At 44.3% G+C, this 11,730-nt stretch carries 13 protein-coding genes and 1 tRNA gene; 8 read left to right on the top strand and 6 right to left on the bottom strand.

Features of this window, described 5'->3' with window-relative positions:
- Positions 1 to 34 precede the first annotated feature (34 nt).
- A complete protein-coding gene (locus H6F41_RS03630) occupies positions 35 to 850 on the top strand; it encodes a sulfurtransferase (RefSeq protein WP_190402125.1) in 816 nt (271 codons plus the stop codon).
- Positions 851 to 907: 57 nt separating this feature from the next.
- Here the strand turns inward: H6F41_RS03630 and bchL are convergent, their stop codons facing one another.
- From bchL to H6F41_RS03615, 3 genes are all read right to left on the bottom strand, one after another.
- Positions 908 to 1,780 carry a ferredoxin:protochlorophyllide reductase (ATP-dependent) iron-sulfur ATP-binding protein gene (gene bchL, locus H6F41_RS03625; protein WP_190402235.1) on the bottom strand — a complete coding sequence of 291 codons (873 nt, stop codon included), beginning with the start codon at positions 1,778 to 1,780 and terminating at the stop codon, positions 908 to 910.
- Positions 1,781 to 1,951: 171 nt separating this feature from the next.
- Positions 1,952 to 3,622 (bottom strand): ferredoxin:protochlorophyllide reductase (ATP-dependent) subunit B, encoded by a 1,671-nt coding sequence (gene bchB / locus H6F41_RS03620; RefSeq protein WP_190402124.1) that lies wholly within the window; start codon positions 3,620 to 3,622, stop codon positions 1,952 to 1,954.
- Between the two features lie 125 nt (positions 3,623 to 3,747).
- Entirely contained in the window at positions 3,748 to 5,025 is a 1,278-nt protein-coding gene (locus tag H6F41_RS03615; protein WP_190402123.1) for a ferredoxin:protochlorophyllide reductase (ATP-dependent) subunit N, read from the bottom strand.
- A 75-nt stretch (positions 5,026 to 5,100) separates the two neighbouring features.
- Here H6F41_RS03615 and H6F41_RS03610 point away from each other — a divergent pair, with 75 nt between their 5' ends.
- Positions 5,101 to 5,310, top strand: a complete 210-nt coding sequence (locus H6F41_RS03610) for a hypothetical protein (protein WP_190402122.1) — start codon at positions 5,101 to 5,103, stop codon at positions 5,308 to 5,310.
- Between the two features lies 1 nt (position 5,311).
- Here the strand turns inward: H6F41_RS03610 and H6F41_RS03605 are convergent, their stop codons facing one another.
- A complete protein-coding gene (locus tag H6F41_RS03605; RefSeq protein WP_190402121.1) occupies positions 5,312 to 6,028 on the bottom strand; it encodes a tRNA threonylcarbamoyladenosine dehydratase in 717 nt (238 codons plus the stop codon).
- A 107-nt stretch (positions 6,029 to 6,135) separates the two neighbouring features.
- Here H6F41_RS03605 and H6F41_RS03600 point away from each other — a divergent pair, with 107 nt between their 5' ends.
- A complete protein-coding gene (locus H6F41_RS03600) occupies positions 6,136 to 6,519 on the top strand; it encodes a pentapeptide repeat-containing protein (protein ID WP_190402120.1) in 384 nt (127 codons plus the stop codon).
- Positions 6,520 to 6,570: 51 nt separating this feature from the next.
- Here H6F41_RS03600 and H6F41_RS03595 read toward each other — a convergent pair whose 3' ends face one another.
- Entirely contained in the window at positions 6,571 to 7,143 is a 573-nt protein-coding gene (locus tag H6F41_RS03595; protein ID WP_190402119.1) for a response regulator, read from the bottom strand.
- A gap of 424 nt (positions 7,144 to 7,567) precedes the next feature.
- On the opposite strand from H6F41_RS03595, the gene ftsE reads away from it, so the two are divergent.
- Complete coding sequence (gene ftsE / locus H6F41_RS03590) at positions 7,568 to 8,311, top strand: cell division ATP-binding protein FtsE (protein WP_190402118.1); 744 nt, start codon at positions 7,568 to 7,570, stop codon at positions 8,309 to 8,311.
- A gap of 87 nt (positions 8,312 to 8,398) precedes the next feature.
- Positions 8,399 to 9,316 carry a cell division protein FtsX gene (locus tag H6F41_RS03585; protein ID WP_190402117.1) on the top strand — a complete coding sequence of 306 codons (918 nt, stop codon included), beginning with the start codon at positions 8,399 to 8,401 and terminating at the stop codon, positions 9,314 to 9,316.
- Between the two features lie 5 nt (positions 9,317 to 9,321).
- Here the strand turns inward: H6F41_RS03585 and H6F41_RS03580 are convergent, their stop codons facing one another.
- Positions 9,322 to 10,587 (bottom strand): adenylate/guanylate cyclase domain-containing protein, encoded by a 1,266-nt coding sequence (locus tag H6F41_RS03580; protein WP_190402116.1) that lies wholly within the window; start codon positions 10,585 to 10,587, stop codon positions 9,322 to 9,324.
- A gap of 214 nt (positions 10,588 to 10,801) precedes the next feature.
- Between H6F41_RS03580 and H6F41_RS03575 the strand changes: the two genes are divergently transcribed.
- The 3 genes from H6F41_RS03575 to H6F41_RS19325 all read left to right on the top strand — a co-directional run.
- A tRNA-Arg gene (locus H6F41_RS03575) sits at positions 10,802 to 10,875 on the top strand.
- Between the two features lie 123 nt (positions 10,876 to 10,998).
- On the top strand, positions 10,999 to 11,430 hold the full coding sequence (locus H6F41_RS03570; protein ID WP_190402115.1) for a hypothetical protein: 432 nt from the start codon (positions 10,999 to 11,001) through the stop codon (positions 11,428 to 11,430).
- 81 nt (positions 11,431 to 11,511) lie between these two features.
- Positions 11,512 to 11,730 (top strand): transposase (locus H6F41_RS19325; RefSeq protein WP_190402114.1); only part of this gene is annotated, 219 nt, incomplete at its 3' end.

Genomic DNA, 11,730 nt, shown 5'->3' with positions numbered 1-11,730 from the left:
CTTATCCCCCATCAATATTAAATTTTAAAAAACTATGGATTTCCCCCCAGTTGTCTCTGCCGAGTGGCTCAATGACCATCTCCACGATCCCCAGCTTGTGATTATCGATTGTCGGTTTTCACTGATGCATCCAACTTTGGGGCGCGAACAATATCACAAAAATCACATTCAAGGCGCTCACTATCTCGATCTCAATCTAGATTTATCTAGCCCTGTCCAACGCCATGGTGGACGGCATCCCTTACCAGATTTTCCACAATTAGCGACGAAACTTGCCCATATGGGCATCAATTCTCAGCAAACGATGGTAGTCACCTACGATGATTCAAGATTTGCCTTTGCTTCTAGGCTATGGTGGCTCTTGAGGTATATGGGACACGAGCAAGTGGCAGTTTTAGATGGAGGCTTTGCGGGTTGGCAAGCCAACAATTACCCCACTAGTGCCGAAATACCTACCGCAACAATTGGTGAATTTATGCCCCAACTACAGACTGCATGGGTAGTTGATATTGAAACAGTCAAACTTCGCAAAGACTTGCCAGAAGTAGTCTTGATTGATTCGCGAGAAGGCGATCGCTATCGTGGTGAGCGCGAACCAATTGATCCCATTGCAGGGCATATTGAGGGAGCGGTTAATTATCCTTGGCAAGAAATGACGAATGAACAAGGTTTCGTAATTGATCATGGCGATCGCTGGCGCGAGGTCAGCAAAGCCCAAGAAGTAATTGTTTACTGTGGCTCAGGGGTAACTGCCTGTGTCAACCTGTTGTCCCTGCATCGATCTGGTATTAAAAACTGCAAACTCTATGCAGGCAGTTGGAGCGATTGGTGTTCTTATCTTTCCAAATAAAAAGTTCCAAATAAAAAGTGCCGCGCAGAGCGCGGCACTTTTTATTTATTTCAAGGTTTAGTCAAAACCAAGTAGATCAAAAATGTCACGATCCTTGAGGGGCTGAGCGTATAAAGGTTCAGCATTTTCCAACATTCCCTTGGCTAGCTTCAGATATTCTTGCTGCACTTCCAAGACTTCAGGATCGGGATCCATCTCAAATACCGTACATTTTTTCAAACGACTGCGGCGAATCGCATCAACGGTGCGGAAATGGGCAAGGGTTTTCAAACCAACACGGTCATTAAACTTGTCAATCTGATCAGTTCCTTCGCTACGGTTAGCAATAATGCCACCCAGACGCACCTTATAGTTTTTGGCTTTAGATTGAATTGCCGCCACAATGCGATTCATCGCAAAGATCGAGTCAAAGTCATTAGCAGTCACAATCAGACAGTAATGGGCATGTTGCAAGGGAGCTGCAAAACCACCACAAACCACGTCGCCCAACACATCGAAAATAACCACATCGGTATCTTCGAGTAAATGATGCTCTTTGAGTAGCTTCACAGTTTGCCCTGTAACATAGCCGCCACAACCCGTACCTGCGGGGGGGCCTCCTGCCTCAATACACATCACACCGTTATAGCCTTCAAACATGAAGTCTTCCGTCTTCAGTTCTTCAGAATGAAAGTCAACGGTTTCGAGAATGTCGATGACGGTGGGAACCATTCTTTTCGTGAGCGTAAAAGTGCTGTCATGCTTAGGATCACAACCAATTTGGAGGACACGCTTACCAAGGTGAGAGAATGCTGCCGATAGATTTGAGGAAGTGGTAGATTTACCAATACCGCCTTTACCGTAGACAGCAATCACCAAAGCTCCTTCAATGACCATGCCAGGATCTTGATGAACCTGAACACTACCTTCTCCATCTTCACATTTAGTAATCGATGGTGGATGCGCTGTTAAAACTGCCAAAATAAACTCCTTATATTATGAATAAATTTTTAAGCCCCTCACCCCCAGCCCTTCTCCCGCAGGAGAGGGAAACTAGAAAGAAAATATTAAACTCTTGCTCCTCTTCTCCCGATGGGAGAGGAGGCTGGGGGGTAAGGGCAATTACTGACCAATCGCTGCTTTTGCTTCGTAGAGAGTTTCTGAAGTAATCGAGGCAATGCCACGATCGATCGCAAATTTCTCTGTGTTGCGTTTGATTTTGCCACGGACAAAGAAGGGAATCTTCTTTAATTCCGCTTCACCGTCAGCACTCCAAGTAATACCTTCAACCTCTTGGGCTAAAGGGGTGAGAACAGCTTGACTAGAACCGCCTGTTGAGGCAATTACAGACTCAGACGCTCGTAATTCTTGAGTTGGAGCATGGGCTGGCGCAGTATGCAGATGGCTCATATGACCTTCAGCAAACTCAAAGTCTTCCTTGAACATGCCAATCAAATGTTCCTCTAGCCCCATCATCAAAGGATGTACCCAGCTATCAAAAATCACATTCGCGCCTTCCCAACCCATTTGTGGTGAGTAACGGGCAGGCACATCTTGCACATGGATCGGTGCAGAAATTACCGCGCAAGGAATACCCAAGCGTTTAGCAATATGGCGCTCCATCTGAGTGCCAAGCACTAGTTCTGGAGCAGCTTCAGCAACTTTTGCTTCTACGGCTAAGTAATCATCACTAATCACGGCTTCAAGTCCATGTTTTTTGGCAACTTCCCTCACTTCCCGCGCAAATTCACGGCTATATGTGCCAATGCCCACAAGGGTAAAGCCTAGTTCTTCTGTAGCAATTCGGGCTGCCGCGAGGGCATGGGTGGCATCACCAAAGATAAACACGCGCTTACCTGTGAGGTAAGTGGAGTCAACCGATCGCGAATACCAAGGAAGACGGGAAGCATTGGGGTTTGCGGCTGAGGATAGGCGCGAAACATCCCAGTTGCCGAGAGTGTCAGATTGCGATCGCAATAAAGCTTGGCTTACATCAATATCTGCAACCTTACCAATTTCGGCAATAAAGTCACGAGTTGCACCAACCCCAATCGGCACAGTCTTAATAATTGGTTGGGCAAAACTGCGTTGTAGCCAAGTACAGGTAGTGAGCGCAATTTCAGGATAGAGGCAAATATTAAAATCCGCATCAGGAATTCGCATCAAGTCCGCAGGTGTTGCGCCCATCGGGGCGACCACGTTTACATCTACGCCGATTTCCCCTAGTAACTTAATCACTTCGCGAATATCATCACGACAACGGAATCCCAGTGCCGTGGGACCAATGATGTTTGCCTTCGGACGAATCTGGGGATCGCGCTGAGGGCGAGGGGTATTGGGTGGCGGCACAACGGGCAGCAGTAAAGTCCGCACCAAATGATAGAGAGTTTCGCTTGCACCCCAATTTTCCTTTTTGGAATAGGCGGGCAATTCCAAACTAACGATGGGGATCGGTAAGCCCATACCTTTAGCAAGAGAACCTGGTTGATCCTGAATTAATTCCGCAGTGCAGCTTTCACCAACTAGCATTACTTGAGGCTTAAATCTTTCGTAAGCATCGCGTACCGAGGTCTTCACCATCTCCGCAGTGTCACCCCCAAGATCGCGAGCTTGGAATGTGGTGTAGGTCACAGGGGGACGGCGATCGCGCCTTTCGATCATCGTAAATAGCAAATCAGCGTAAGTATCGCCCTGTGGTGCATGCAGTACATAATGTACCCCTTCCATACCAGTCGCAATTCGCATCGCTCCCACATGGGGAGGCCCTTCATAAGTCCAGAGGGTTAGTTCCATAAATTGGGTAATTGGTAGTTTAGTTGTTAGTTTTGGGCTGTCAGCTTTTAATGGGCTGTTAGCGATTAGCAATTAGCCGTTAGCTTTTAAAAGGCTAATCGCTAATTGCTAACAGCTAATTACTCTTACACGGTCAGTCTTCTACGTCTCTCAAGAGGACGGGCAAACAATTCTGCTAAATCGGCGGCTTGGTCGTAACCGTGAATTGGCGAAAATACTAATTCAATTGACCATTTGGTCGCCATGCCTTCAGCCTCAAGGGGATTAGCCAAGCCCAGACCACAAACTGTGATATCAGGTCTAGCTTCACGACAACGATCGAGTTGCTTTTCCACATCTTGCCCCTCAGAAATCGCCGTACCGACTGGCAAAAGGTTGATTTCGCTGTCCATCAACATGCGATCAATATAAGGAGTACCGACTTCGACTAATTCCATGCCGCATTCTCTAGATAAGAAACGTGCCAAAGGAATCTCCAATTGTGAGTCAGGAAATAGAAAGGCTTTACGTCCTGTCAAAGTTTGACGATAGCGCTCTAACGAAATTTTGGCGCGATTGACGGCTGGCGCGATCGCATCTTCAAAACGATCTCGCTCAACATTCCAAGCATCGGCGGCTGTCTTCAACCATGCCGTTGTTCCTTCGATGCCAAAGGGATAGGGCGATGGTAACAAAGTTGCACCACGCGCAATTAGCGATCGCACTGTATCGCTGAGAAATGGCTGCGCTAACAGTAACTTTGTCCCCTTACCAATGGACGGCAAATTTGCCGCACGACGAGGCGGGAAAAAGCTAACGGGAATACCCATCTTGTCGAATAGTCTTTGGAATTGGTCTTCCACCACATCCGCGAGACTGCCGACCACCATTAGGTTAGGCTCATCTTCACTGCGGGGCAGTACGGGAACCATTGAACCTAGACAAGCATCTTCGCCTTGGGTAAATGTCGTTTCGATACCACTGCCCGAATAATTGAGAATTCTCACCTTAGGAAAGAATCGCTGATTGAGCCGTTCCGAAGCCTTGGCAAGATCGAGCTTAATTACCTCAGAGGGACATGATCCCACTAGAAATAATGTGCCAATATCGGGGCGGCGCTCTAGCAACTGATCGACAACGCGATCAAGTTCTTCATTGGCATCCGCCAGTCCAGCTAAATCTCGTTCACCGAGAATAGCTGTGCCAAATCTTGGCTCTGCAAAAATCATCACGCCAGCCGCAGACTGAATTAAATGAGCACAGGTACGAGAACCGACGACAAGGAAAAAAGCATCCTGCATTTTGCGATGTAGCCAGACAATACCTGTCAAGCCACAAAACACTTCTCTTTGTCCCCGCTCCTTTAGAACAGGTAGATCGGTGTTGATTTGGTTGGGAATTTCCGTGCAAGGCTCTAGAGCCATACTTTGCTCTCCTCTTGGGCTAATACCCTATTTTTTTAAGTTTTTGAAAGGCTTTGTCTTCCTTCTAAATGGAAGATGCCGAAATTTGGATTAAAGCAAGGCGATCACAACGCGATCGATGGGTTAGTTATCCTTACTATATTTAGTAAAACCAAGAGACTGGGGAAAAAGTTGCAAAGGTTTACAGGAGTATCAGGATTTACATTTGCTTTATTGCGATCGCAAGTATATATACTTAGCGAATACAGCTTTTTCCGATATCCCAGTGGGGCTAAGTTTAATTAGGCTATTCAATTAGATCGCGAATGACAATACTTGCCAAATTTAAGCCAAATAATGCGGGTAAATAGGAAATCGTGCCGTAGTATGAGCGCTTAAAATTACTACCATCGGTTAGATGCAAAGAATCACGATTAACTAACTCCTCAGAATAGACAGCAATAATATTCGCATTCGCAAAACCTTTGCGCCGCAGCCCTTTGCGAATCTTGTAAGCAAATCGACAACAATCAGTTTCAAAAATAGGCGCAATTCTAATTTTCTGGGGATCAACTCGACCACCAGCCCCCATACTGCTGGCAACTTTTACGCCATTGGTGGCAGCAGCACCAAGGAAATAAAGCTTTGGCTGGAGGCTGTCGATGCAATCTAGCACCCAGTCAAATTTAGTGGTAACTAACTCCATCATCAGATCAGGAGTCAAAAATTCTTTGATAACGGTCAACTGGATATCGGGATTAATGTCAGACATTCTTGCCGCCATCACATCTGCCTTATGAAGATTAACAGTGCTGTCTAGAGCTACAATCTGGCGATTTTTATTAGAAGGATCGACGCGATCACCATCGACAATCGTCATTTTGCCAATTCCTGCACGACATAGGAACTCAGCCGCAAAACTACCAACTCCGCCCATGCCCACAACTAAGACATTTGCTTGCTTAAGCTTATTGAGACTATCTGAGCCAATCAATAGCTCTGTACGTTGTAACCAGTCTGTCATTACAAAAAATCAAATTATACCTTGTTGCCTCATTTCTTGACGCATCGACTCTTTGTTATGATGATAAAGCCGATTTCAGCGCTTCTAGGCTTAGCGAGGCTTAACCTATGACATTCCCTTCCCATGCCGCCCTAACCAAAGCAGAATTAGTTGATCGCTATGCCAAGGGTGATCGCAACTTTGAACAAACCCATCTCCATGACATCGACCTGCGTGGTATTTCTTTACACGGCATTGATTTGAGCGAATCAATTTTAACCCACGTTGACTTGACTGGAGCCGATTTACGTGGCGCTGATTTAGGTTGGGCAGATTTGAGTAAAGCTAATCTGGAAAAAGCCGACCTGCGTGGGGCAATCTTGACCAGAGCGGATTTGAGTCAGGCTAACCTCAAAAATGCCAACCTACTCAAAGCTGACCTTAGCTTGGCTAAGCTTGAACGAACCAAATTAAGTGGCGCAATTATGCCCGATGGTTCTGTCCACGACTAGACACTTTAGTAACCAATTGCAGTAGATCTCTTGGTTACTGAGTAATTAAGATTACTTGAGTTTTTTCTTGATAAAGTCAACAAGTTGTTGGAATTGCTTCTGTTGAGATGCAATTTGTTTCTCTAATAAAACTTGCTTAGCTTCCAGAGCCTCAATACGTTGGACAAGAGCGCTATCGGCAGCATCGCCAACCGTGGCAACTGGAGCCGCAACTTTATTAATCACTGATATCGGCGGACGCTTCTGGACTAAGACCATTGCTCGCTTAATTGCGGTGATCAGTTCCTTCTGCTCAAAGGGCTTTTCTACAAATACTAAATATTTATCTTCAAAGGGTTCAGGAATTTTACTAGTAACTTCTTCCTTGCGACCAGACATCAAAACTAGGGGGATACGGCTTAGCTCATCACTTTGTTGCAAAGCTTCATATACCTCAAACCCACTCATCCGAGGCAATAAAAAATCTAGCATGATCATCCAAGGCTTTTCCTGCTGGATCATCTCTAATCCTTTGATGCCATCGGCGGCTTCTAGCACCTCGAAGTTAGACGGCGGAAGCATATCGCGAACCATGTTGCGGATTACGCGACTATCATCAATCACTAGTATTTTGTGAGCTGCCACTGCTGATAATCCCTCATTTTTGGGTGGATAGACGTTTAGTTTGATTAGCTAGTTTCTTTAGCAATCATCATTAACCAAAGAACTGACTTGCTAGTTGCATGGTAAGCGAACAGTAGCAAGTATGTTTCAGTTTGAGCAGAACCCAGTCAGAACTCGCATCGGTTAGAAACTTGTCAGGTAATCAAGCCCGCAATAATTTATCATATAGCGGTTTCCAAACTTAGATGCGATCGCATTTAATTTAGCAGCAATTTTGCATTTAAGAATCAGTTTTGACAAAAGTTTGTGTCTCTATCCTTGCTGACTCCCTGCTGAGAATTAAGCCCTTGACGTAGTCTGTATAATCTCAAGTGCAAAGGTTGACTACTGTCTCGCTATGCTCAGAATTTTTTAGAATTTTTTAGAATATTTAAAGCGCTCGCCCATGCTAAAACTGCCAACTAAAATTAATCCGCAACCCAACAATAAACATTCTGAAGAATCTGACCAAAATAGCGCCAACAATCAAAAGTCAGTAATTGTCAAGTTGGAGAACGTTCGTAAGACCTATGCTAATGGTGCAGTTGGTTTGCGTGACGTGAACCTCGAACTGTATAAGGGGGACTTTAAATTTATTACAGGTCATTCGGGCTCAGGCAAGTCTACGCTGTTAAAGTTGCTGTATGGAGCTGAGCAAGCAACCGATGGCGATGTCATTGTGAATGGATTTAACCTGAATAGCTTACGGGGAAATAATCTTGCCATGCTGCGCCGCAAAATTGGCATTGTCTTTCAAGATTACAAACTTGTGCCGCGCCGCACTGTTTCGGAAAATGTGGCGTTTGTGCTGATGGCTCAGGGCTATACCTATAAAGAAATCCAGCGCCGAGTCCAACCTGCTCTGAAAATGGTGGGTCTAGTACACAAAGCGAATTGCTTTCCTGAAGAATTGTCAGGTGGAGAACAGCAACGAACAAGTATTGCGCGGGCGATCGTTAATACGCCACCACTAGTCCTAGCCGATGAGCCGACGGGTAATCTCGATCCAGACAATGCTTGGCAAGTTATTAAAATCTTGAAAAAGTTGAACTCGTTTGGGGTAACAATTTTGCTGACTACCCACGATGAACAATTGGTCAGGGCTGCCAATCATCCTGTATTGCATTTGCAAAACGGCTATATCGTGTAATTATTGAGCGAACAAAAAATCTCACTTTAAATAGCGCATTTTCAATAGCACAGTCAAAATAATCAAAATAAATTGTGAATCACAAAAATGGTACAAAACGTCGTTCGCTTCTTTACTAAGATTGACTACCTACTGCGTGAGACTTTTTTAGGCTTGCGACGTGGTGGCTGGATGAACTGGGCTGCAATTAGCACCGTGGCGGTCTTGTTGTTTTTATTCGGCGCAAGTTTACAGCTCTCTTGGCAATTAGAAAATGTATTGGGGCAACTTGGCAGTCAGTTAGAAATTTCTGTCTATTTGGATGAAAATACGGTTGGGGAGTCGATGCAGTCCCGATTGCTATTGGTTGATGGCGTTGCTTCGGCAAAGTTAATTGCTAAGGAAGATGCGTGGGAAAATTTGATCAAAGATTTAGGGGCAACTGATCTGAGTCAAGCAACTCAGCAACTCGGTGGTAATCCATTGGTTGATGAATTTAAGGTGCGCGCTGTGACTAGCGATCGTGTCCCTGATGTTGCCAAGAGAATTGCAGGATTGAAGGGGATTAATGAAGTTTGGTATACAAATGAGGTAGTCGAACGCATTGGTCAACTGCGTCAGGCTTTGAGTAATAGCAGTGTGGCAATCGTGGCAATTTTTACCGTAATTGCGATCGCAGTTATTACAACGACAATCCGTTTAATTGTGTTGGCAAGACGACGCGAGATTGAAGTGATGCAATTGGTGGGAGCAACAGCCGTCTGGATCTATTTCCCCTTTGTATTACAGGGCATATTTTTTGGCATTACTGGGGCGGCGACTGCCTATGTCATGTTGATGCTCAGTTTAAATTTACTCGGCGATGCGATTGTGAATCAGCCAGAATTAATCAAGTCACTGACCCTAGGGTTGACAACAGATCTGCGGGTACAATTTTTGCTGCCAATGGTTCTTGGCATTTTTGGATCAATCATCGGCGTGTTAGGAAGTTTACTGGCGGTTAGGAGATTTTCTTTTAACTCCTAATAATTTTAGGAGCTTTGGTTTCCGACGAAAATTCGCCAAATTGCGATCGCATCCTGTTTTCCTTTAACCAATACTGGCTCACAAGCAATAGCATCATGGACTTGCAAAGCAAGGTCTGAATTAGTAATAGCTACGTATACTGGCTCAGATATTGTGATTGCCCCCGCAGGAGTTGTACCTTCTAATCGCTTGGCTGTATTTACCACATCGCCGATGGCTGTATAGGTACGAACATCTTGACTACCAAATAACCCCTCAATCACTGAACCACTATGAATAGCACAGCCCACACCTAAAGCATATGGTGCAAGCACTTTTTGGGCAGATTCTTGCATTGCTCTGGCAGCAGATAAACCCTGTGCAGGAGATTCATAAATAGCCATAATCTCGTCAGCCGTAAAGCTAATTCTCAGTGGTTGATATGCAGCAGCGATAGGCTCGACTTCGCCATAATAGTCATTAAGGACAGTAGCTACCAGATTGGGGTCGGTTTGTTCGCACCAATTCGTAAACTTCCGAATATCCATAAATAAAATCGTGCGATCGCATCTTTGAAAATTGAGAGCTTTCGGATTACTTACAGCAGTATTTACCACATGAGTCCCCATTCCCCATTCTGCTAAATTCCTTAAAGTCTGAGCTATTTTCTGTAATTGGTCGCGTTGTTGAGCAGTTTGTAAACTCAGAAATCCTAACAATGAGCCGATAAATGTCAAACTGAGGATCAGATATAGATGTGTAGTCTTGTTGGCAAACTCGCTGATCTGATTCCATGTGACCACTGTTTCACCGAGTTTCAAGCTAGTGACCGCATAGAAAGCAACTACCATCAGACTTCGGATAATACTCTCTAATGGCAATATCCAATTAGTTAACGACTTATGCCAGTGATCACGCATTCCTTGCAAGCTAGCAATAAGTAAAGAAAAAGTCCAGAAGGTAATATGACTGGGTGAGGAAAAAAATGATGCTCCCTCCAGTTGTAAGTCAATGATCGTATAACAACAAACGCCGATCAAATTTCCAAAGAAGCGGTTAGCTGATTGACGTGACAAGTACCAAGACTGCAATAGCATCACCCCTATCAATAGATATTCTGTTGCATCGGTTAAATAATTACCCATACCGTGCAAGGTGATGTCAGACATGCTTTTGAGAATCAAGAAATGTCCACTATTACCAAATAACTCGCCCCAAAATGCTGCCCAGCGATCCCCATGAATTTTGGTATCAATTAAATCGCGCTCAGATAGTTGATTGTAATGAGACATTTTTTACTTATAGAGTCCTGCCATAGATTACGCTTCTCACAAATGATCTGAGGTTTTAAGTTTACTTATGGTGATCGACTTGTTTAGCGCTCTTTATCAATTATCTCAACAAAAAGTAAAGAAATCGGAAAGGATTGGGTTTATGACATTGGTTAGAAATCGCGATAGGTACTTAATTCTTAGCCTTAGGCTATGGTATGATGTCAACCTATAAGGGTATGTAGCTCAGTTGGATAGAGCATCAGATTCCGGTTCTGAGGGTCGGGGGTTCGAGTCCCTCCATACTCGTCAAAAATTAAAGAGAGTAATCGCACTTATGCGATTACTCTCTTTGTTTATATTTGCATTTATATTTGCAATGCGAATTGGCAATAAAATTGACGTAACTGTTTTTTACTGAACTTTTTATATATGGAACGTGGATTATTATGGCTGCCCCTATTAATTGCCTTCTTTTGGCTAGCGTGGTCAGGCTGGAATGAGTATCAAAAGATTGAGTCCTATAAACGCTGGGCTGAGCAATTTGAACGTCACAAGTACGATATTTATGCAGTGTTAGGGCAAAAGGATGACCTCCTAACATGGGGCAAACCGACACGCAAAGATCCCCGCGATATTCAAACGGTTAGTTTTCAGGATATTGCCAGAATCAGGTTTCGGATTGACAGTAAGTTTTTTGACGAGAAAGATGCTGAATTTCCCTTAAATGCTAAGAAAATCTCTCTGGAATTGGTACTCAAGACGGGCGAGATGCCCAGTATTAGATTTACAGATGTGGATATTGCGGCAAATTGGTATCGATTCCTTTGCGATCGCCTATCTAATCGCACTCCACAAACTTAGTTTTGATAACTTTCAAAGTTAACTCTTAACCTCTATAGAACCCATTTGGTATCTTAGGAAGAGTAATGAAAGGGATCAAACATGGGATATAGCAGTAGCCTAAGCGATAAAGAGTGGGAGATTATTGAACCTCTGTTGCCGAGAAAAAAGAAAACTTGCCCACCAAAATGGATAAAACGTCAAATATTAGATGGCATACTTTACCAACTGAAGCAAGGATGTAATTGGGCAGACTTACCCAAGGATTTACCCCCATACTCCACAGTGTATTGGCACTACAAGCAATGGCGAGAGTCAGGT

Source organism: Pseudanabaena mucicola FACHB-723 (genome assembly GCF_014696385.1).
Taxonomy (GTDB): domain Bacteria; phylum Cyanobacteriota; class Cyanobacteriia; order Pseudanabaenales; family Pseudanabaenaceae; genus Pseudanabaena.
Note: the sequence above shows the minus strand (reverse complement) of the source record. Positions and strands in the feature narration are given on the sequence as shown.

Excerpts from the sequence above, each read along its gene's own strand:
- H6F41_RS03600 (WP_190402120.1), top strand. The coding sequence starts at position 6,136 with ATGACATTCCCTTCCCATGCCGCCCTAACCAAAGCAGAATTAGTTGAT.
- H6F41_RS03585 (WP_190402117.1), top strand. The coding sequence starts at position 8,399 with ATGGTACAAAACGTCGTTCGCTTCTTTACTAAGATTGACTACCTACTG.
- H6F41_RS03630 (WP_190402125.1), top strand. The coding sequence starts at position 35 with ATGGATTTCCCCCCAGTTGTCTCTGCCGAGTGGCTCAATGACCATCTC.
- H6F41_RS03570 (WP_190402115.1), top strand. The coding sequence starts at position 10,999 with ATGGAACGTGGATTATTATGGCTGCCCCTATTAATTGCCTTCTTTTGG.
- H6F41_RS03610 (WP_190402122.1), top strand. The coding sequence starts at position 5,101 with ATGCCGAAATTTGGATTAAAGCAAGGCGATCACAACGCGATCGATGGG.
- bchB (WP_190402124.1), bottom strand. The coding sequence starts at position 3,622 with ATGGAACTAACCCTCTGGACTTATGAAGGGCCTCCCCATGTGGGAGCG.
- ftsE (WP_190402118.1), top strand. The coding sequence starts at position 7,568 with ATGCTAAAACTGCCAACTAAAATTAATCCGCAACCCAACAATAAACAT.
- H6F41_RS03580 (WP_190402116.1), bottom strand. The coding sequence starts at position 10,587 with ATGTCTCATTACAATCAACTATCTGAGCGCGATTTAATTGATACCAAA.
- H6F41_RS03605 (WP_190402121.1), bottom strand. The coding sequence starts at position 6,028 with ATGACAGACTGGTTACAACGTACAGAGCTATTGATTGGCTCAGATAGT.
- H6F41_RS03615 (WP_190402123.1), bottom strand. The coding sequence starts at position 5,025 with ATGGCTCTAGAGCCTTGCACGGAAATTCCCAACCAAATCAACACCGAT.